At 37.0% G+C, this 22,328-nt stretch carries 14 protein-coding genes and 1 pseudogene; 3 read left to right on the top strand and 12 right to left on the bottom strand.

The window, feature by feature from the left end; genetic code table 11:
• Nucleotides 1-51: 51 nt before the first annotated feature.
• Both WMO42_RS10235 and WMO42_RS10230 read left to right on the top strand, forming a co-directional pair.
• The gene (locus WMO42_RS10235; protein ID WP_022502501.1) at nucleotides 52-558 is read left to right on the top strand and encodes a DUF2752 domain-containing protein; all 507 of its coding nucleotides are present in this window, start codon (nucleotides 52-54) and stop codon (nucleotides 556-558) included.
• A 142-nt stretch (nucleotides 559-700) separates the two neighbouring features.
• A complete protein-coding gene (locus tag WMO42_RS10230) occupies nucleotides 701-1,936 on the top strand; it encodes an NAD(P)-dependent oxidoreductase (RefSeq protein ID WP_022502502.1) in 1,236 nt (411 codons plus the stop codon).
• Between the two features lie 324 nt (nucleotides 1,937-2,260).
• Here the strand turns inward: WMO42_RS10230 and WMO42_RS10225 are convergent, their stop codons facing one another.
• From WMO42_RS10225 to WMO42_RS10170, 12 genes and pseudogenes are all read right to left on the bottom strand, one after another.
• Nucleotides 2,261-3,412 (bottom strand): CapA family protein, encoded by a 1,152-nt coding sequence (locus tag WMO42_RS10225; RefSeq protein WP_349192211.1) that lies wholly within the window; start codon nucleotides 3,410-3,412, stop codon nucleotides 2,261-2,263.
• A 131-nt stretch (nucleotides 3,413-3,543) separates the two neighbouring features.
• Entirely contained in the window at nucleotides 3,544-3,828 is a 285-nt protein-coding gene (locus WMO42_RS10220) for a hypothetical protein (RefSeq protein WP_022502504.1), read from the bottom strand.
• Between the two features lie 193 nt (nucleotides 3,829-4,021).
• Nucleotides 4,022-9,199 carry a hypothetical protein gene (locus tag WMO42_RS10215; protein WP_349192209.1) on the bottom strand — a complete coding sequence of 1,726 codons (5,178 nt, stop codon included), beginning with the start codon at nucleotides 9,197-9,199 and terminating at the stop codon, nucleotides 4,022-4,024.
• Nucleotides 9,200-9,446: 247 nt separating this feature from the next.
• Complete coding sequence (locus WMO42_RS10210; protein WP_055177451.1) at nucleotides 9,447-10,145, bottom strand: hypothetical protein; 699 nt, start codon at nucleotides 10,143-10,145, stop codon at nucleotides 9,447-9,449.
• Nucleotides 10,146-10,237: 92 nt separating this feature from the next.
• Nucleotides 10,238-10,591, bottom strand: coding sequence for a helix-turn-helix transcriptional regulator (locus tag WMO42_RS10205; RefSeq protein ID WP_055177448.1), 354 nt, complete (start codon nucleotides 10,589-10,591; stop codon nucleotides 10,238-10,240).
• A gap of 29 nt (nucleotides 10,592-10,620) precedes the next feature.
• Nucleotides 10,621-11,610: a hypothetical protein gene (locus tag WMO42_RS10200; RefSeq protein ID WP_055177443.1), complete on the bottom strand. Its 990-nt coding sequence runs from the start codon at nucleotides 11,608-11,610 to the stop codon at nucleotides 10,621-10,623.
• Nucleotides 11,611-12,020: 410 nt separating this feature from the next.
• Complete coding sequence (locus WMO42_RS10195; protein WP_349192208.1) at nucleotides 12,021-13,352, bottom strand: MATE family efflux transporter; 1,332 nt, start codon at nucleotides 13,350-13,352, stop codon at nucleotides 12,021-12,023.
• 98 nt (nucleotides 13,353-13,450) lie between these two features.
• A pseudogene (locus tag WMO42_RS10190) lies at nucleotides 13,451-14,482 on the bottom strand (branched-chain amino acid aminotransferase); the annotation flags it as partial.
• 425 nt (nucleotides 14,483-14,907) lie between these two features.
• Nucleotides 14,908-15,885: an aldolase catalytic domain-containing protein gene (locus WMO42_RS10185; protein ID WP_022502510.1), complete on the bottom strand. Its 978-nt coding sequence runs from the start codon at nucleotides 15,883-15,885 to the stop codon at nucleotides 14,908-14,910.
• A gap of 181 nt (nucleotides 15,886-16,066) precedes the next feature.
• Nucleotides 16,067-19,648, bottom strand: a complete 3,582-nt coding sequence (gene mfd, locus WMO42_RS10180; RefSeq protein ID WP_349192206.1) for a transcription-repair coupling factor — start codon at nucleotides 19,646-19,648, stop codon at nucleotides 16,067-16,069.
• Nucleotides 19,649-19,660: 12 nt separating this feature from the next.
• Nucleotides 19,661-20,221 carry an aminoacyl-tRNA hydrolase gene (gene pth / locus WMO42_RS10175; RefSeq protein ID WP_022502512.1) on the bottom strand — a complete coding sequence of 187 codons (561 nt, stop codon included), beginning with the start codon at nucleotides 20,219-20,221 and terminating at the stop codon, nucleotides 19,661-19,663.
• 160 nt (nucleotides 20,222-20,381) lie between these two features.
• On the bottom strand, nucleotides 20,382-21,047 hold the full coding sequence (locus WMO42_RS10170) for an ABC transporter ATP-binding protein (RefSeq protein ID WP_022502513.1): 666 nt from the start codon (nucleotides 21,045-21,047) through the stop codon (nucleotides 20,382-20,384).
• A 367-nt stretch (nucleotides 21,048-21,414) separates the two neighbouring features.
• On the opposite strand from WMO42_RS10170, the gene WMO42_RS10165 reads away from it, so the two are divergent.
• The gene (locus WMO42_RS10165; protein WP_022502514.1) at nucleotides 21,415-22,251 is read left to right on the top strand and encodes an AraC family transcriptional regulator; all 837 of its coding nucleotides are present in this window, start codon (nucleotides 21,415-21,417) and stop codon (nucleotides 22,249-22,251) included.
• The last annotated feature ends 77 nt before the right edge of the window (nucleotides 22,252-22,328 follow it).

Here is a 22,328-nt window from a genome sequence, read left to right as displayed (position 1 = left end):
GTAACTTATTATATTAAGAATTTTATTAATATTAAGGATTTTATTAAGAATATGAAACATTCATTGAACCCACAGCACAATACAACTGCCGGCTCACACCCTGTTAAATCATCAATACGCTGGCATAACATCAGAACATCTTCTTACTGGAACATTTTCAAATTATCAGCCTGTTTCTTCCTTATTATTATACTACTCTATTTTACCCATATTGGCTGTCCTATTAAATTCATAACAGGCATTTCCTGCCCAGCCTGCGGTATGACGAGAGCTGTGCTTGCAATTCTTCACGGTGATACACACGCTGCACTTAATTATCACCCTCTTGTCCTTACACTTCCAGTGCTATTAATAAGTGTTATCGTATATATAGTTAATACCAGACGTATTAAGCCTTCCGTCAGGTTAAGCCGCCTGTTGAATTGTATCTTTATATTATCTGCGGTGCTATTTATCGCCGTGTATGTACTACGAATGTTAAATACCACAGATACTATAGTCACATTAGCACCTTCACAATCAATATTGGTTAGATTATTCAGAAATATCTTCAAATAATTGTGAAAAGATTATCTATTCTTTTAATAAGCAATCACATATGCTAGAATATAACCAGAATATTAGTTGGCACTAACATTTCCTGCTGACTATATATTCTGGTTATTATTATATGGCGCACTAGCGCAGAAAGCAGGTATATATGGCATTACATGTTATGGATGAAGCCAATCGTTGTCTTCAATGCAAAGTTCCACAGTGTCAGAAAGGCTGCCCTATAAGCACCAACATTCCACTGGCAATTAAGTTACTCAAAGAGAACAAGCTTGATGAAGCAGGTAAAATGCTTTTTGAAAATAATCCTCTTACAACTGTATGCAGTCTTGTCTGTAACCACGAAAACCAATGCGAGGGGCATTGTGTTCTTGGACGTAAGGGAGCACCTGTACATTTTTCAACAATAGAGAATTATATCTCAACTACATATGCTAACAAAATGACAGAAGGTCCTAAGCCATCTAATGGTATGCGTGTAGCTATTATCGGTTCAGGTCCTGCTGGAATTACAATCGCTATTATCCTGGCAAGATATGGCTATCAGGTAACTATATTTGAGGGCAAGGACAAAATTGGCGGTGTCTTAAGATATGGTATTCCTGAATTTCGTCTTCCCAAATCAGTTCTTGACGATATCGAATACCGCCATCTTGAATTAAAGGGTATCAAGGTACGTCCTAATACTCTTATAGGAAGTGCAATAACTATTGAAGATTTATTCCGTGATGGTTATAAGTCTATATTCGTAGGAACTGGCGTATGGAATCCTAACACACTTCACATAAAGGGCGAGACATTTGGAAATGTCCACTTTGGAATTAACTATCTTAACAACCCCGACAGCTATAAGCTTGGAGAACGTGTAATCGTAATCGGTGCTGGTAATGCTGCTATGGACGTTGCAAGAACAGCGATAAGAAAAGGTGTCCGCAGGCTAACCTGCTTCTCTATCACTAAAGAAGTAGCTGCCAGCCAGTACGAATTCAGCTACGCCACTCTTGAAGGTGTTGAATTTGAATATAACAAACGACCAGTTGAGATTAAAGATAACGGCGTAATATTCAGAGATGTAATAGAAAATGAAGATGGCTCATTCACTGATGTAGATGGAAGCGACACATTATATGAATCAGACAGCGTTATTATCTCAATAAGCCAGGGACCAATGACAAGACTTGTCAACAGCACTAAAGGCTTAAATGCCAATAAACGTGGTCTTCTTGAAGCTGACGAAACAGGTCATACATCACGCCCGGGAATATTCGCATCTGGTGATGTCGTTAATGGGGCAAGAACTGTTGTAGAGGCTGTGGCACATAGTAAGATTGTTGCAGAATCTATGCATGAATATATGCAGTCGCTTAAAGATACTACAGACTAATACACATTGCTTCACGATAGTCATTCAATATATGACACTAATAAATGCTTTAGCTAAATAACAGTAATAACTAACAGACGACAGTAAATAAAATCGCGGTTATCATCAACGTCAGGCACGCTCTCGCTACTCTCGCACGTAGCGGATACTAAGGTGCTAAAATACAGCACCTAAGTACCGGCGTGCTCAAAGTACCTGACTTTTGATAATAACCGCGATTTTCTTTGCAATCTGTTTTATAACAATATCCAATTAAATATTCTGGCGTAAGCCCCTGATACCAGCCGCCACCTAAGCCATATACCGTCCGTTATGCCACCACACTTACTTAACCTGCGTAACCGTTCCGTCATCTGCCACATTTGCATTAATACTCACCTTATTAAGAAGGCTGAATATTCTGCTTTTATCTTCTTCCTGTGTGCATATACGTGTCACACAGCCCTGTAATGTGCCGTCCTGAACAGCTGGCACTACTGATACATCAATTTTATCACCATCATCATTGCCGCTTATTCTGATATTAACGAGCATTGTATCAACATTATATTCATCGAACCAGAAATTACCAAGACTATAGAATATAGGCTTATCCTCATAATACTCTATACCCTGAAGGCAATGGCTGTGACCGCCGATGATAACATCTGCTCCTGCATCTATATATTCCCTTGCACTAGACCTCTGAACGTCCTCAAGCACAGTTGTATGCTCAGTACCCCAGTGGACAACAGCAACTACATAATCTGCATTAGCTCTGGCCTCTTTAATTGTCTGGACAAATAACTCTGTATCATAACATCTGAGTATTCCCGGCGTAGTATCTGTAGCCTGTGGTGTCATCTTATACTTTTCAGCTCTTGAAGCTGCCACGATAGCTATCTTCTTTCCGTCAACTTCTGTATAATATGGTTTCATTGCTTCTTCAAGCGTTCTTCCAGCTCCAACATACGGAATCCCAACTGCTTCTAAAGCAGAAAATGTATCATACATTGCCTCCTGTCCATAATCATATACATGATTATTAGCAAGCTGTGCAACATCTACTCCAAGTGCATTAAGCACCTTTGCTCTCTCTGGACCAGCTCTGAATGTCCACATTTTATTAGCAAGAGGTGCACCTCTGTCACTGTAGCAGAATTCATTATTAACCAATGTAATATCTGCATCTTTCATATACTTTATAAGCTCTGGCGATATACATTTAGTAATATCTCCGTTATTCTTATCAAGTTCTTTAGTTGTCGGCTCACCCTCCGCAATGTTAATATCACCTGTAAATGTCATTGTTATGTCAAATGGGTGTGTATCAACTGTTGTTTCTTCCTGTGTTGAAACCTCGCTTGTATCTAATATATCATTATTGCTTACACCTGATGATTTCCCACACCCCGATACAAACAACACACTTATAATGACAGCTATAATAACAGCTGATTTCTTCTTTAAAGCATTTTTCACTATGCTCTTTCTCATTATATAGTATTCTCCATTCCTGACCTGTATGTATTCTGTTCTCGTTCAATCATTCATAAATAATTATTTATTATTATCAATTATTTATTATTCACAATTACTTATTACTATCAATCATTTATTCTTAACAATTATTTATTCTTAGAGTTCTTTGAATCCTTATGTTCACTGACTGATTCGTCCATAACGCCTCCTGCCGCAAGCAGCGCTTTAGCTCTCTCAAAGGAATCCATATGAACTAAAATATCACATTTGGCATTCTTATCATTATTAAGAAATCTAAGAAGTCCTGTATGTAACTTCCATCTTTCAAAATATGAAATATTGTTCTTTCTAAGAACCTTCTCTATCTTCTTACATTCTTCCATTGATACATCAGAACGAATTACTCTTTCCATTGTTGAAACTTCACTCATCGCATAACACCTCTTTTATTATAGTTTCAATTCACTTTTTCAGACTAAATTTTATCACATAAGAATCAAAAAATCTATAAAAAAATAAAACTGCCACTTTATGTTAATCATAAAGTGGCAGTTTTTGTTACTATATATTAGGTTTTAGAAACATATCTTTTTAAGATGTGTTATAAGAAATAATCTACAATAATTACTTGCTTACAACTTTTCTTTTCTTACTATATACTATAGCACCTCCTGCTACAGCCATACTTGCTAAAAGAAGCACAACCATTACTGCAATATTATTAGAATCTCCTGTTAACGCACCTTCTGCACCATCTCTAAGGATAAATGCTGATTCTAATGATAAACCTAAAACTCTGTTCGCTTCATCATATCCTAATGCATCAATTACTAATGCATATCCTTCTGATGTAAGCTGTGGTGCTTTATCAAGACTATCTGCTCCAATACCAACACCAAGAGCTTTTCTAGTATCTGCTGTTAACATTCCCAAACCATTCATATTTATTGTGCCATTAGCGTTTCTTGTTACCTTAACATCATTTGTATTAAGAGTTACAAAATTAGCATCTGTTAATAATGTACTTGCTTCTTTAGCATCACCTGATGCTGATAACCAATAGTAATCTGTAGCATCGTATAATTTAGCTGTATCCTGAGTTCCTCTAGCCTTTAAATTATCAGCAACCTTAACATAAGCATTTCTGTATGAAATTATACCATTTGTTCTATAATTAGTATTCTTAGCATCATTAGTATATAATGCTACATTGCTGTTTTCATTGTTGAATGATGTACAACCAACAACTACATTATCTGGACAAGAGTTACTATCAATACCTTTTGCCTTATTATCAAATGCTACACTGTTAATAATAACGTGGCTTCCTGGAAGGCTTGAACCACCTATCTTAAATCCATTACCATTACCTGCATCGATTAAACCATTTTCGCTCTCAATATAACCATTGCCATATGCTACACAATTCATAATTACTACAGATGGAATATTTCCTGTTTCAACCTTAGCGAAGAAATCCCAACCATCATCTGCATTATGATGTGCAATACAACCAACGAATACATTTCCCTTACCGATTGTTAACTTAGCTGCAAATCCATCAGCATCTTCATAACCAGCATCTGCATTATTATGAGATGTACAATTCTTAATTGTATTATATGCTGGCCAATCAGCCTTATCCTGAGCTGATGAATATCTACTAATCTGAATACCTGTGTTACCATTCTTATATGTATTAACAGTATCAAGTACATTGTGACTACCACATACGTGAATACCATCTTTACCATTCGCTGAATTAGTAACATCTACATTCTGAATATACCAATAATTACCACAAAGTGTAATACCTTCTCCTGTAGTTCCTTCAAAATCAAGAACAACTCTTGAATCTGATGACTCTGACATAAGATATATAGGCTTCTCATCTGTACCATCAATACCAAATGGTATTAATAAATTATTAGCTACCTTATAATCTCCATCAAGAAGAAGAATCTTCTGACCTGGTCTTGCATATGCTACCGCATTGTAAATATCAATTGGATTATCTTTAGTTCCTTTACCTGAGTTAATCTGAGCCTTTGCTGAATATGTTTCATTAGCTTTTGCTTCATCAACTGCTTTAGTAGCATCTGCACTTACATATATAAGATCTCCTGTAAAGTAAGCATATGTTACTGTCTTTGAAACTTCAATTGGATCATATGATGTTGGAAGCTCATATTCACCGAACTTAAAGTTTTCATCTGGTGTAAATGTTGCAACGAACTTATTATCACCTGCTACAAGCTTTGTATCAATTGTAAATGATTCATTAGCTGTAACATCTGTTTCCCCTATAACATCATCACCCTTTGTTACTACAACGTGTCCATCAGCATTAGACATTCCCTTAAATGTATAATCTTCTGAACTAGCTGTTGAAGAAGATGTAACACTCACCTGAATATCCTTATATTCAACAGGTCTTTCTTCTGCTGGAGCATCGTCTGCTGGATCAATTGTTGTAAGTGAAATATCACTATATGTAACATCAAATGTTCTTGAAGCGAACATACCTACATAAACATTATCAGAATCAATCTGGCTTAATGCTTCTGTATCGTAATACTTCTTTGTTGTTGTGTTACCTTCAGCATCTGTATAGCTTACAAAGTAACCTGTATTATTCTTCTGAATTGTTAACTTAACTTCTGTTATTGGATTTTCTACTGTTGTTCCTTCAAATGTTGCATCTGTATTAGAATAGTTTCCAATAAGGTTAAATGTTCCTGCTGCAGAACCTAACTTAGAAGTTTCAAGTGTTGACATTGTTGTCTTAAATTCATTATTAACTGTATCTGAGTCATTATCTAATAACTTGCTAAGATTATTCTTATTAACACCAATCTTTTCCTGTGAACCAATACCAAGTTTCATAGATATCTTTTCGCCAGAAGTCTTACTTACTGTAGCTTCACCTGTCTCTTCATCAACATTACTATAGTATTCTACCTTTGTAACTGATGCCATATATGAGTTATTCCAGAATACTGATGAATCTCCATTATTGCCTACTGCATCCGCAGCCATAAGGCCGAAACCTTCCTGTCCATTAGTATACTTCCAGTTATTAACCTTAGCTGTTGCTGTAAGTGTAAAGTTCTTATTAGTTGGTATTGTAGCATAGTAGAATGCAACACCATCTGTAGAAGCTGGTACTAACTTACCCTTACTATCAAGCGACCATACATTTACTATACCTTCATCTGTATTAACGCCACCTGAGTAGCCATTCTTTGATTTATCTTTATCTGAAAGATTGTCATTGCTTACTGAAACACCCTGTCCAAATGCAGAGAACTTCCATGTAAACTGTTCATGCTCTGCAACCTTTAACTGTGCTTCGTTAGACATTTTTGTCTGTCCATCTACACTTCTAACAGCAGTTACTCTGAATATATAAACATCGCCTACTGTTAATGATGGTGTCTTTGCTGAAAGGTTAGTTGTTTCTTCTAAGAATGTAAATTCAGCTGCACCTTCTTTTTTGTACTCAACCTTATAAGCTGTAGCTTCTGGAACTGCATCCCATGTGACTTCAATCTTACTCTGTTCAGCTGTTCTTAACTGTAATACAGCTGCCTTAAGAGGAAGCATATATCCCTCTGACTTATACTTGCTTGATGCATATGTCTTCGCAACACCTGTTCTCTTAGCAACTGCTTCAAAATAATATGTTCCACTTGCCTCTGGCTCGAATTCAACTGTATTAGAAGTTGTGTTCCAAGCTGTTACTGTCTTTGTATCCTTAAGTTCACCAGCTTCATTGTACATATTAACATCTATTGAACCAGCACCATATGTACCAATTTCACCTGCAACTGTTACCTTAACTTTACCATTTTCATTATCATTTACTGCTTCTGTAACTGATGTTCCTTCATACGAATCCCAATTGTTACTAAATGGTGAGAACGAACCTTCAAATGTAGAAGCATCAATTAATGTATCAGAACCAGATACTACCTTTAAGTTATTAACAACTGCTGTAGTTCCTATTATAGCAAAACCTACATTAACAGCACCCTTAAGGTCTGCTGATGGTTCTTCACTAACGCTCTTTAAATCGACCTTACCATCTGCTGATTTTACTGCTGTAGTATAACTGCCATTTTCTCTTGTTACTGTTACAGAATATGTTGTATCAAGTGTATAAGCATTAACAGTACTATTATACTTACCGCCAGAGTAGCTATTATCAGCTTTATTTCTATAGTATACCATATCATAAACACCGCTATTAGCTCCTCTAAATCCAACCGCATAAAGCTTAGCTGCAGCTTTTTCAATGTCTGTAAATGCACCAACATACACACCACTTCCTGATGATGCCGGATTAGCCTTTACTGTTACATCTGCTGTAAGTGTAAAATCTTTATCTGCTGCAATCTGGTCATTTAATATAACATATGATGTATTAGCAAAACCTTTTGATGAAACGCCACCAGTTGTTGCTGGCTGGAATGCTGTAATTTCACTCTTATCTCTAATTACTGTTACAGGAAGTGTTGACTCCTGATTAACAAGCTTCATACCTGTAATAGCCTTAGATGTATCAATGTCCTCTAATACTCTTACTGTAACTACTTCACCACTCTTTACACCTGCTTCTCTTACAGCATCTACCTTTACATTATACTTAACACCTGCTGTAAGTCCTTCTGCTGTATAAGATATATCTGTCTTAGCTTCTTTAAATGCTGCTATCTCTTCTGTTGAAATAGTCTTTGTTGGTGTGCTTGGACACGCCTCTGTATTCTTATAAACATATACATTATAAGATGTTGCTGTCTCGATATCTGCCCATGTTGCAGTTAACTTATTAACATCACCTGTTACACTAACCTTAACATCAGCTTCATATGATACACCTGCTGTTGTTGCTGTACCTTCTGAATCATTAGCAGCTACACCTTTACCAACAACTCTGTAATAATATGTACCAGACTTGCTTAATGTATCTTCATATGTAAATGATGTTTCCTTACCTGTATATGTGCTTACTTCTTCTGCCTTAGTCCAATCTGGAGTAGCATCTGAACCATATGCAACCTTAGCTCTCTGTAATAAATAATATACATCTGGCCCTTTTTCATTAACAGCTAAATCCTTTACATCAACTGTTACCTTTGTTGCATCTTCTGCACTATTTGTCGCAGTTACAACTGACTTTGTTGCATCTGGTGCTGCAATATATTTAAAAGCACCTGTTACTTTAATTGCATCTTCACCAGTTATTTTTAATCTTTTAGCTTTATTAGCATATAAATATATTACATCACCGGCTTTAACATCTGTAATTTCTTCATTTGCTAACACTTTATTTGTTACAGCTTTATTACTTGCAATTACAGTCACTGTTCCATCTTTACTGACTTTTACGCAATTTGCATAATCACCTGTACTTTCTATATAATAATCTATACTTATCTTTGTACAGTCTTTTTTTACAGATATTTTGACATATCCATAATCTTCAGTAGGAACATCTCCATTTGCCTGTGATTTAACACCCTTAAGCTTTAAAGTATTTCCTGCTATTGAAAATTCTTCCCCTTTTCCTTTAACAGCTGTCACTTCATAAACTATACCATCTCCATCTTTTATTTCTGCTGACGATGATGATTTATCTTTACTAAGATCAGCTTCTTTAAATGTGTAGCCTAATGTCACATCATCATCTGCCTTAGCTGTTGTAGCAAATATACCACCCAACAGCCATGTTGGGACTAATGTCAACACCATAAGAACTGCCATAAATGCTGCCATAAGTCTTTTTCTGTTCTTCTTCATAACATACCTCCTTATAATATTACGGCTTAGCCGTTGTATTCGTCAGGCTCACCTTAACGAACGTTTCTCTAAGTATCTCATTTTCGTGTATAAAAATCAACTTTATTTTGGACATTTTTTATATTTTCAGCGAAATATATAATTACATTTTAGATATTTTGTACAAAATTAATGAAGATTGTATGAAAAACCTCTTAAATTTTAATTGTATACCGGTACAACCGTAATCCTGATATTAACAATTTAATTACCACACATTAGTTTCAATATGATGCTTTTCTTTTTTCTTTGCAATAATTTCAGTAATGTCCTCGTAATTCTCATCAGTTTTTATAACAATCCAATCATCAAAATACTGATATATTGCCTTATATTTACTGTATAAATTCATAATCAATAATTTATCATCTTCAATAATATCTTCTACAACTGTTTTCCAATCATAACCTTCATTTATAATAAAATCATTAAACTCTGGATGTGTAACTCTATATTCTTCCATTATATACCTAAGCACTTTATCCCCTACTGTTAAAATATATTTAAATTCATCATTATTTTCATCAAGGTTATTATTTATCAATCCTAATGGAATTTTAATCTGAAATGGTCCTCTCGTAATATAATACCATTCGTTATCTAAATCATAAAAATATGTATAATCCGTCATTATTTCATTAAATATATCCTGCTCAGTTTCTCCAATCCAAAACTCTTTTCCTATAGGTGAGTGTGTCAAATATGCAGGAAACCCTCCATTTTCGCTACCTTTTTTACCTATTAATCTTGTCTGTCCCAATCCGAAAAGATAATCAACATCTGCTGGGTTATCATACCAGGCTAACAAACGAATTCCTACTGAACTATAATATCCACCATTACCGCTCCAGCCATATTCCACATTTCCATTCTTAAGTCTTCTTGCTATTATACTTATATCTGCCATCTTGCATTTCTCCTTTCAGTATCGTATATACGATATATATTACATAATAAAACGTATGTCAATATATCAACATACGTTTTTCCTATATTATTCTAATTATCACTTTCCTGCAAAGCTTCCAGATATCCAAGTAATCTTTCCTTTTGCTTGTTCTTAAGATTTCTAAATCCCCTAAGTAACAATTCTTCATCTTTGTTCAATACAATTGTGTAGTCCATACTTTCCTTACGATTTTTATCACCTTTAATCCAGCTCTCTGAAAGCAGCTCGTATGGTGTAATATTTAGCACCTCGCATATTTTTAAGATTTTATCTGCTGACGGATTGGTCTTTTTTCTTCTCCAATCACTTATTGTGCTTTGTGAAATCCCCGTGCACTGTGAGAATTCTTTCTGTGTCATACCTTTCTGTTCCATATACTTATATATTTTTTCACTAATTAACAAATCTTCTCTCCTGTCTGTGTTATAATACTCTACTTCTGCTTATTTAATATCTTTCGATATTCCTCCCTATCTTTTTCCTCTATATCCAGCGTATCCATTGCCTCTTCTGCTGTCTGATTCAACTTTCTCATTAATGTTCTTATGCTGTCAAGACGCGCCTGTTTCTCCCCTCGTGCCATTCCACGTTCCATTCCTCGTCTTTCTCCGCGTTCCTCGCTTTCTTCTACCAGCAAATCACTTATATTACACATATCATTCACACACCCTTCTAATTCTGTTGTCATCTCAAGTCCGTATTCTTCTAACCGGTTCATCTTATCCTGTCTTGCCCTGCAAGAAAATAATACTTCCAGCATTGCTATAAGCTTATTTTTTGATTCTTCGACATCTGCCCTGCTTCTTATTCTTATAACCGCTCCATTCATTATGCTTCGCTGTGGAAGCCAGCTTGTATTGCCATAGATTACTCTTGGCTGCAAGCCTAGTTCTATTATAGAGTCTTCATCGGCTTCTGTATCCATACATATCCATATGCTGTATACATCTTTGATGTCATCATAGTTTGATTTTATGAATTCTACATTTTTCTGTGAAGACACTAGTCTTGCCATATAATACACCATTCTTGATTCAATATGATAACCAAGCTTTGTATATGAAATGCTTTTCTGTGCCTCTACATTTACAAGTATTTTAATTGTTCTATTATTATAATACAATGGAAATCTTATGTCGTAAATAATTTTTCCATCTTCTATATCTACGTCTTCGGTTCCGTCACTTTCAATTTTAATGCACAGCTTTTCCGGAACTGTAAGTGATACTATTGTCTCTCCTATGCAGGGAATTATGTCTTTTATGCTGTATTCCCTGAATTCTGGCACTATTACTTTTACTATATTGGCTAATATCTGCGGGTCTGCCAATATACATTTAGCATAGTCGTCTCTCATTGCTTTATCTACATCAAGCTTTGACATTGTTTCTGCAAGATGTGTGGTTACTCTCTGATACTTCATTAAACCTCCTTTTCATTGGTTATCATTTATCCACCATAGTCAGTTATTCGCACTAAAATTTTAAATATTGGAATTATATTGGCGAATTGCCATTAGATTTCATATATAGTTCCGATATGGTTGCCACATATTACTATTAAATATTATTATTTTTAGATTAGATACTATATAAATAGAATACCACATATCACTATGTATTGCAATAGAATATTTAGAAAACAAAAAGGCATTGCCAGACCACTTAAATGGACTTTCCTTCCGTGCACACCTGGCCAGTCAAGAAAGCCCATACCATAGGCCCGATAATACCTCTCTTTATTAATTACATTAGGTGATTGCGGTTACTTGTGTTCACAGTACAAATAACAATCAATTTTGCTGAGTTTCGCAAACGCCTATTAATTACATAATTACGCCAGTGACCCTCTCTTAAGCCATTTTCCACTGACAAATCTTACAACAAAACACACAGACCTTGCTGCCCAGTCAATGAACATTCCTATCCATACGCCAAGAACTCCCATTCCAAGCATTACGCCAAGGACGTAGCTGCTTCCGACCCTGAACAGCCACATCGAGATAATACTTGCTGTCATTGTAAATTTTACATCTCCCGCCGCTCTTAATGGGTTGGATAATGTAAATGAAAGCGGCCATATAAATAATGAAACCACATTAAAGCACCTTAAAATCATTACTGTAATCTGTGTTGCCTCACCTGATAAGTTAAACCACGAAGCAATAATTGGTGCTAAGAAGAATAATGGAATATTACATATCCAGTCGCCGAAATACGCATATTTAAGTACCTTTTTAGTATACATTTTTGCCTGCTCTTTTTCCCCTGCACCTATGCACTGTCCAACAACTGTGATAAGCGCAAGTCCCATAGATGAAGCCGGAATATTTGCAAAATCGATAACTGTATAGCCAACCGAATTAGCGGCTGTAGATGCTGTTCCAAATGTTGCAACCATACTTACAACCATAAGCTTTCCTATCTGGAACATACCATTTTCTATGCCTGATGGAATTCCGATTGTAAGTATTTTGCTTATATATTTCCAATCTGGAATAAAATCTTTGATATGCGCTATCCTTATCGGATTGGTCTGTCCGCATACAAGCACCGACATTACAACGCCTGCCGCAACACGGCTTAACGCTGTTGAAAGTGCAACTCCCGCAACACTCCATTTGAACACAAATACAAATATTGCGTTGCCTGCGACATTTATCACGTTCATAAGAATACTTATATTCATACTAACCTTGCTGTTACCGACACTTCTGAATATTGCCGCACCGGCGTTATAAAGTCCAAGAAATGGATACGAAAGGGCAGTTATAACAAAATAAAGCACCGCACAGTCCATAACTGACTGTTCAACGGAACCGAATATCACCTTAAGAAGCGGCCTTGTGCAGGTAACTGAAATAAGTGTCATTATTATAGAAAATATAAGCAGAACCATTTCAAGCTGTGCACCTGATTTTTTTGATTCGTCATCTTTTCCTTTTCCAACATACTGGCTGCACACAACTGCGCCGCCAGTCGCAAGGGCTGACATAACCTGAATTATGAGCCTGTTAATATTATCTACAAGAGCTACCCCTGCAACTGCCGCTTCTCCTGACTGGGATACCATAAGCGTATCAACAAGTCCGACAAGCACTGCAAGAAGCTGTTCAAACATAAGGGGTACTATCAATTTTCTTAAATCTTTACCACTAAACAACATAAATCATTACTCCATAACCAACAAATTCGGTCAGAACGCATATTGTACATTCTGACCGAATAAAATAATTTCTTAATACTTTAATATAATCTGTTATATTAATCTACTGTATAAATCCAGCCCTTAGGAGCTTCGATTCTGCCCATCTGGATACCTGTGAGTGTTTCGTATAACTTCTTAGTTACTGGTCCCATCTCGTCCATACCACTTGGTAAGCAGATTTCCTTGCCGTGATCAACTATCTTTCCTACAGGAGAGATAACTGCTGCTGTACCGCAAAGACCACATTCAGCAAAGTCCTTAACTTCATCAAAGAGAACTTCTCTTTCTTCAACTTCAAGTCCAAGGTATTCCTTAGCAACGTGTACTAATGAACGTCTTGTGATAGATGGTAAGATACTATCTGACTTAGGTGTTACAACCTTGCCGTCCTTAGTAACAAAGAGGAAGTTAGCTCCGCCTGTCTCTTCAACCTTAGTTCTTGTAGCTGGGTCAAGATACATATTCTCAGCATATCCTTCTGCGTGAGCTGTTACGATTGCGTGAAGGCTCATTGCATAGTTAAGACCAGCCTTGATATGACCTGTTCCGTGTGGTGCTGCTCTATCAAAATCTGAAACCTTGATTGTAAGTGGCTTAGCACCGCCCTTGAAGTATGGTCCAACAGGTGTTGTAAATACTCTGAACTGATATTCATCAGCAGGCTTAACACCTATAACTGGATTGCTTCCGAACATATATGGACGGATATAAAGTGATGCACCTGAACCATAAGGTGGTACCCAGTCCTCATTAGCTCTTACTGTTTCAGCAATAGCTTCTACGAACTTATCTTCTGGGAATACTGGCATTTCAAGTCTTCTACAAGAATCTGCCATTCTGCTTGCGTTCATATCTGGTCTGAAAATAACTGTGTGACCATTCTCTGTTGTGTATGCCTTCATACCTTCAAAACATGACTGTGAATACTGTAATACACCAGCACATTCGCTGATAACGACTTTATCATCATCTGTGATAACACCATTATCCCATGCTCCATTCTTATAATTAGCTACGAATCTCTTATCAGTCTTTACATAGCCAAATCCTAAATTAGACCAATCAATATCTTTCTTTGCCATAACTTTATACTTCCTTTCGTATTCGACAGTCTACTCACCTTACTGTCAGGAGCTTCTACAATACCAGCCATAAATGTCTGCTTTGCTGTAAAATGTCCTTACAACACCGCTGACAACCAGTAAATACGCTGACCCCTTGGCATAACACTCTTTCTTTGGTGTTTACTATAATGGATCCCATCGATTAATTAAATTAGGGATATTTTATACCCACATTTTATATAAGTCAATAAATTTTGCCTATCTAATAATTTCACAAGTATATTTTTTATGTATTTTACAGCTTTTTGAGCCGCGCTATTAGTCCAGCGCCGCTTCGCCGCACTGGACACGCGGGCGTTCGCCCTATCAGACATAATGCAAAGCCACAATTTTGTGCAAGCACAACTGTGTCTTTACATTATGTCTGGCACGGCTCATTGCTTTCGCGATCATTCATAGCTTGTAATCTGTGTGTAGAAGTTGTCGTAGTCTGTTCTGCCTTCTCCTGTGAATGCGATTGCTGTTCTTGGGTGCTGGTTAGCATTTCCTGTAATCATATACTGGACGTCACACCCCCATACAACTCCGGCTTTCTTAAGTGGAACCATATGATTTTCAATGAACTTAAGAACTGGTGAAATTCTGTACTTTGGATTTCTTAAGAAGCCCATAAGAAGCTCTGTATAACAGTTGCCTGCACCTCTGCCCATTCCGCTCATTGTAACATCAAGATAGCTTACACCTATTGTGCACGCCTCAATAGTATTGGCAAATGCAAGCTGCTGGTTATTGTGTGCATGTATACCAACTCTCTTTCCGTATTTCTCAGCAATCCTGATATATTTATCTGCAAGTCTTCTTATCTGTTCAGGATAAAGTGAACCGTAGCTGTCTACAAGGTAGATTACGCTTGCCTTGCTCTGTGCAGCAAGAAGTTCAAGTGCAAGGTCTAACTCATTCTCACTTGCTGTAGAGATAGCCATAATATTAATAGTAACTTCATATCCCATATCTGCACAGTAATTAATCATCTCTATAGCCGCAGGTATAGTATTAATATATGTAGCTACCCTTACCATATCTATAACACTTTCAGACTTAGGAATTATATCCTTCTTGTAATCAGTTCTTCCTACGTCTGCCATAACAGAAATCTTTAAGTCTGTATCATTATCACCAACGATAGCTCTTATATCTTTCTCATCGCAGAACTTCCACTTGCCGTAATCCTCAACCTTAAAGACTTCCTTTGATGCCTTATATCCAAATTCCATATAATCAACGCCTGCGGCTACATTTGCCTTATACAAATCGCGCACAAAATCTTCGCTGAATTCAAAATTGTTAACAAGACCTCCATCTCTAAGTGTACAATCAACGACCTTAATATCTGGTCTGAATGATACTAACTCGCCTTTCTGTTCCATAGTAATCCTCCATTCTTTCCCGGTAAAAGCTAAGAAAATAATTCGCGCACCGGGTGTTCTCAATCTAGTATCAGTGTGCAGGAAAAGATTGCATATGCCTGATATGCTTCTGCACACGCTTTATTATACTTTAAAGCGTTACACTTTAAAGTGCTAAATTGTCATTATTATACCACTATATTTAATTTTGTAAAGTACTAATTGCATCTTCCATAATATCCATCATATCTAAAAGTCCGTTAAGGTATTCTTTCTGGCTTGTAAATTTTCTTTTAGTAACTGTCCATATAAAATGTGGCACTCCATTTACTTTAAAATCCAAAGCCCCACCGAAGCTTTCAAGAAGTTTAGGAATTGCATCAGAATCTATATCAGCCTTAGGATATATATTCATAACTGTTCTCCAGTTAGATGCACCTCCTGCCGGATTAGCGGCAGTTTCGCCCTTAATCTCCATAATTCCTATCTTATGTGCCTTGCTCTTTATAAGTGCTACCATCAAAAGATTAGAAGCACACGAAGGAATACTTCCATATCTGTCTGAGAGTTCATCTTTCATATCTGACAATTCTTCCCTCGTTTCAAGTGCTGCAATCCTTTTATAGATATCTAATTTCTGGTATTCGCTCTTAATATATGAAGCTGGAATATATGCATCAACTTCCAGATCAACAGTAGTCTCAAAACTGTATTCGTTCTTTATGCCCTTTAAGTTATTGACTGCCTGATTAAGCATTTTACAATACAAGTCATAACCTACTGCCGCCATATGCCCGTGCTGGCTCTTTCCAAGCACATTTCCTGCACCTCTTATCTCAAGGTCTTTCATAGCAATCTTAAAGCCCGAACCAAGGTCAGAGAATTCCTTTATAGCACTTAATCTCTTCTCTGCAACCTCGGATATCATCTTATCCCTTTTGTACATAAGAAAAGCATATGACGTTCTTGTACTTCGTCCAACTCTTCCCCTTAACTGGTAAAGCTGGGAAAGCCCGAACTGGTCAGCATTTTCTATAATCATAGTGTTACAGTTAGGTATATCCATACCTGTTTCTATAATTGTCGTAGATACAAGAACATCTATCTCTCCATTGACGAACTCATACATAATCTTTTCAAGCATACGCTTATCCATCTGTCCATGTGCATACGCAACAACCGCATCAGGAACAAGATTTTGTATATACTCAGCACGTTCCTCAATGTCCCTTACCTTGTTGTATACATAATACACCTGTCCATTTCGTGCAAGTTCTCTTGTAACCGCCTCTCTTATCATCTCATCATTATGTTCTGTAACAAATGTCTGTATCGGATGTCTGTCCACCGGCGGCTCTTCAAGAACACTCATATCCCTAATACCGACAAGGCTCATATGAAGTGTTCTTGGAATAGGAGTTGCACTTAATGTAAGAACGTCTATGTTGTTCTTTAATTCTTTAATCTTTTCTTTATGTGCAACACCAAAACGCTGTTCCTCATCAATAATAAGCAGTCCCAGATCCTTAAACTGCACATCCTTTGACAATACACGGTGCGTTCCTATAACAACATCTATCGTGCCATTCTTAAGCCCTTCAATCGTCTTTTTATTCTGTGCACTTGTCCTGAAGCTTGACAACTGACCGACATTAACAGGAAAGCCTTTCATTCTCTCCTCAAATGTTGAAAAATGCTGGCTTGCAAGCACCGTTGTAGGAACAAGGTAAGCCACCTGCTTGCCGTCCTGAACAGCCTTAAATGCAGCTCGTATTGCAACTTCTGTCTTTCCATAGCCGACATCGCCGCATATAAGTCTGTCCATAACCCTGCCGCTTTCCATATCCTTCTTGGTATCCTCAATGGCATTAAGCTGATCATCCGTCTCCTCATAAGGAAACATTTCCTCAAATTCCTTCTGCCATACAGTATCCTGTGAAAATCTGTAGCCCTCAACCTTCTGCCTTATCGCATAAAGCCTTACAAGCTCTTTAGCCACTTCCTCAACTGCCCCTGTAACCTTGGCTTTTGTCTTCTTCCACTCAACACCACCAAGACTGTTAAGCTTAGGCTTTTTCTCCGTATCCTGATTAGCGTACTTCTGCAGACGGTCAAGCTGTGTTGCAAGCACATATAGATTGCCGTTATTCGCATACGCAATCTTAATATAATCCTTCTCAACACCTTCTACCTGTATCTTTTCTATTCCCTTGTATACACCAAGTCCGTGGCTCTCGTGCACAACATAATCACCTATATTAAGTTCGTTAAAGCTGGCAATGTTCTTTCCATCGTGCTTTTTCTTCTTAAGCTTCTTCATCTTTCTTGCACTGAATATATCATTCTCTGCAATAACAACAAATGAAAGAACAGGATACTCAAAGCCTTTATGCAGGCTCCCATATGTCACTATAATAAGCCCGCTTCCGTAATCCTTATTAAAATCCTCGCTGTAAAAGCTGGCAATTCCAAGCTTTCCCAGATCATCAACTATTCTTAATGCCCTCGTTCTTGAACTGCATACAAGTATTGTTGTATATCCATTTTTCTTGTACTTTTCCAAATCCTTAGCCAGATACTCAAAACTGTTATTATATGAGCTTATGCTTCTTGCCGTGATGTACATAGAATAATCTATCTCAAAGCCCTCAGGCTTATAATCAAGTGTCGTTAATATAAGCTTTTTATTATTCCTTAAATCACTGATAATCTCATTCATAGCCTTGACCTTATTAGTCTGGCTTGGAAGCACATAACCTGCAGCAAGACGGTTCTTCATACTCTCGTTGTATTCATACAATGTCAGCTCATTACATTCTTTCAGCCTGTTAGGCTCGTCTAACACAACAAGAGTATTCTCCTCTGGAAAATACTCTGCCAGTCCAACTGTATCTGCCACAATTGTATCTGTGAACTTCTCATAATTACCGGTACGCTCGACATCTGCAACAAGCTTGTTAAGATTATTACCGGCCTCAATCTGCTCCTTTGTACGCTTTCTCTTACCATAATCAAAACACTCTAGCTGCCTGTCGCACTCTTTCTTAATATTGTACAGACCATTTTTTAACTCATCTTCTGTAAATATATATTCAGTAGCCGGGAAAATGCTGTAGCTTTGGAGCCTTTCAATCGACCTCTGGCTCTCAACATCGAACATTCTTATAGAATCAACTTCCGTATCCCACAGCTCAATTCTAACCGGTGCTTCATCTGTGTATGAGAAAATATCTATAATTCCACCACGTATTGCAAACTGTCCCTTGTCCTCCACCATTCCAGTACGCACAAAGCCCATAGCCACCAGCTTCTTTGCCAGCTTCTCTGGTTCTATTTCGCTGGAATAATCAAGGGTTATAACTGCCTCCTTAAATCTTTCGACAGGTATGAGCCTGTCTGCAATTCCGTCCATAGTTGTAACAACTGTAAGCACTCCCTCGCCCGTACTGCTATGGTTGATTATACGGCTTATACATCTTAATCTCTCGCCTGTAATCTGGTTGCCGTGTACGTCCGCACTATAGAATATGGCATCCTTGGCTGGATAGTATATTGCTTCTTTATTAAAAAATGAAGCATCATCACACATTTTTCTTGCTTTTGCTTCATCACTTGTAACAATAAGCATATACTTATATCCTGATGCTATTGCACTTGATATGTGCACCTTCTGTGTATCAATACAGCCGCTTATAAGCACAGTTCTTCCGCCGTCTTTGCCAAGCTCTTTATTTAATTGTTCAACTGCCGCCGTATTATTTACAGGGTCAAAAAATGTGTTCAAAATATCTGCTCCTTATCCATTGAATTTATTCATTCCACTTTCAATACCTTCTGTCATTATGCACTCTACTGCCTCACAGGCTCTCTTAGTTCCCTCTCTTAAAGCTGGATAAAGTTCCTCCGGAAATCTTCCAAGAACCCAGTCAGCAAGATCCCAGCCCTTTGGCTTATCCCCAACTCCGAATTTAACTCTCTTAAACTGGTCACTTCCAAGGTGTGCAATTATGCTCTTAATTCCATTGTGTCCGCCTGCACTTCCCTTTGGACGGAGTCTTAACCTTCCCGGTTCAAGGCTTATATCATCAAATATAACAATTAAATCATCTATATCTGCCTTGTAATAATCCATAACTTCTCTTATACACTCGCCTGAATTATTCATATAAGTCATAGGCTTTACAAGAATTACTTTCTGTCCTTCTATAACACCTTTTCCTATAAGGCCTTTATGTTTAGATGTGTCTACACTTATATTATATTGGTCGGCAAGTTCATCTATGCAGGCGAAACCAACATTGTGTCTTGTTCCTGCGTATTGTGCTCCTGGGTTGCCTAATCCTGCTATTATATACATATTTTGTTCCTTCCTTTGGTGGGGATTTATAATTATTTTATATTGTACAGATTTTGGGGAGGTTATTCAATGTATTATTGAATATATTATTGGGTGTATTATCAGGTGTGCTGGAAAAATAAACTGCCATCAGGTTAGTAGACTGATGGCAGTTATTTCATTAAGATACTTTTTCGTCTGGGTGTTCTATATGACCTGTGATTTCGCCGTCATAGATTTCGTATATCTCATCTGAAAGATAGTTAAGTTCTTCTGTGTCGTGGCACGCAATTATTATAAGTGAACCATTGGCTTTAAGCTCATCTAAAAGTCCCTTTATAAGTCCTGCTCCTGCCTCATCAAGTGCATTGATAGGCTCATCAAGAATAACTATATCAGGGCGTTCCATTATAGCCGCCGCAATTCCTAATCTCTGCTTCATTCCTAATGAATATTTCTTAAATGTTCTCTTATCGTCCGGGTCAAGTCCGACCTTTCTTATAGCATCTCTTATCTCATCATCACTAATACGGTTCTGGATAGATGCAAGTATCTTTAGGTTCTTAAAACCTGTATAATTGCTTATAAATGAAGGATTCTCAATTAAAATCCCTATACTTGGCGGAAATGAAATGTGCCTGCCAAGCTCCTTATCGTTAATGTATACCTTTCCTGATGTTGGAAGTATAAGCCCGCTTATAGCCCTCATAAGCATTGTCTTACCTGAACCATTCTTACCTTTAAGTCCTATAACTTTCCCGCTCTCTAGTGTCAGGTTAATATTCTTTAATACCTCAGCACTTTTGAATGACTTGCAATAATCTTCAAGTCTTACCACTGTACCCATATGCGTACCTCCTCATTACTCTTTTAAAGTTATTCACTATTATAATCATTTAACATTAAAATCACTTATAGCTTTATTTATAATAACACTTTTTAAGCTAATTGTATATACACAATGTACATGTATACACTAATAATCTGTCATTAATATATAATTATAAATTCATTTACATTACAGCTAATCGTGTGTAATATTATTATATAATGATACCAGAGTCAAAGGGTCTAAACCCGCATAAGCTTGCTCATAGGTGGGGGCTTTTGACCCCAACATCATATAATGCAGATACTAAAAGTATAAAAGTTATTATTCCTTAGCAAAATAACTTTTTTACCTATAGCACACCTAACACCGAAAGAGGTATTCTATGGCTTCAAGATTTGAAATATCACAGCAGATTTATAATTCAGCCTATGCTATGCACTCTGCCCATTCACATTCATATTATGAGCTTTATTATCTTATGAATGGCTCGTGCAATATGTTTATACACGATAATACATACCGTATGGAAGCTGGCACAATATTGTTTATTCCTGATAACGTGCTTCATAAGACCACTTATCTTAATAACGCTTATCACGAACGCCTTTATATAGAATTCACTGACGATTATATAAGCGACCTTATCGACATACTAGGCTTTGAACAGTTTAAAGATACATTTTATATGCACTTCTTCTCAATACCGGATAATCACAGGCACGAATTCCTATCTATATTCAGTGTTCTGATTAACGAAAGACAGAACAGTAATGCTCTTTCACCCTGTGTATACAAGAATTACCTGCAAAATCTGTTAATACTGCTCTGCCGGTACTGTGATAACAAGCCTGCTTCCCCTGCAAGCCTTGTTGATACTGTATCCATCGCAGATGTATCCGTACAAAAGGCTATGAATTATATTATGCTTAATTATAATAAAGATATTACACTTGATGAAATAGCTGATATGCTTCATCTGAACCCATCTTATTTTTCTAAAAAGTTTAAAGCTGTTAACGGATTTGGATTTAAGGAATACCTCAATACAATAAGAATTAACCATTCTGAGCAACTTCTTTTAGAAACGGATATGAGCATAACAGAGATTGCACTTGAATGCGGTTATGATAACAGCAACTATTTTGGTGATGCCTTCAAACACCTCAACCACTTATCGCCAACACAATTCCGCAAAGCAAAGGGTAATAAAGGAATATAGTGCGAGTGTGCATCCCCGGCACATAAAAATAACTAACAAAGCCTCCAGTGTTATATACACCGGAGGCTTTTATTAAT

This window comes from Lachnospira sp. CLA-JM-H23, assembly GCF_040096425.1.
GTDB lineage: Bacteria > Bacillota > Clostridia > Lachnospirales > Lachnospiraceae > Lachnospira > Lachnospira rogosae.
This window is presented reverse-complemented; position numbering and strand designations above follow the sequence as displayed.

What these genes read in the sequence shown, in the direction of transcription:
- WMO42_RS10170 (WP_022502513.1), bottom strand. Translation starts at nt 21,047, where the DNA reads ATGGGTACAGTGGTAAGACTTGAAGATTATTGCAAGTCATTCAAAAGT.
- WMO42_RS10225 (WP_349192211.1), bottom strand. Translation starts at nt 3,412, where the DNA reads ATGAGAAAGAGCATAGTGAAAAATGCTTTAAAGAAGAAATCAGCTGTT.
- WMO42_RS10210 (WP_055177451.1), bottom strand. Translation starts at nt 10,145, where the DNA reads ATGGCAGATATAAGTATAATAGCAAGAAGACTTAAGAATGGAAATGTG.
- pth (WP_022502512.1), bottom strand. Translation starts at nt 20,221, where the DNA reads ATGTATATAATAGCAGGATTAGGCAACCCAGGAGCACAATACGCAGGA.
- WMO42_RS10215 (WP_349192209.1), bottom strand. Translation starts at nt 9,199, where the DNA reads ATGAAGAAGAACAGAAAAAGACTTATGGCAGCATTTATGGCAGTTCTT.
- WMO42_RS10185 (WP_022502510.1), bottom strand. Translation starts at nt 15,885, where the DNA reads ATGGAACAGAAAGGCGAGTTAGTATCATTCAGACCAGATATTAAGGTC.
- WMO42_RS10220 (WP_022502504.1), bottom strand. Translation starts at nt 3,828, where the DNA reads ATGAGTGAAGTTTCAACAATGGAAAGAGTAATTCGTTCTGATGTATCA.
- WMO42_RS10230 (WP_022502502.1), top strand. Translation starts at nt 701, where the DNA reads ATGGCATTACATGTTATGGATGAAGCCAATCGTTGTCTTCAATGCAAA.
- WMO42_RS10165 (WP_022502514.1), top strand. Translation starts at nt 21,415, where the DNA reads ATGGCTTCAAGATTTGAAATATCACAGCAGATTTATAATTCAGCCTAT.
- WMO42_RS10195 (WP_349192208.1), bottom strand. Translation starts at nt 13,352, where the DNA reads ATGTTGTTTAGTGGTAAAGATTTAAGAAAATTGATAGTACCCCTTATG.
- WMO42_RS10235 (WP_022502501.1), top strand. Translation starts at nt 52, where the DNA reads ATGAAACATTCATTGAACCCACAGCACAATACAACTGCCGGCTCACAC.
- WMO42_RS10200 (WP_055177443.1), bottom strand. Translation starts at nt 11,610, where the DNA reads ATGAAGTATCAGAGAGTAACCACACATCTTGCAGAAACAATGTCAAAG.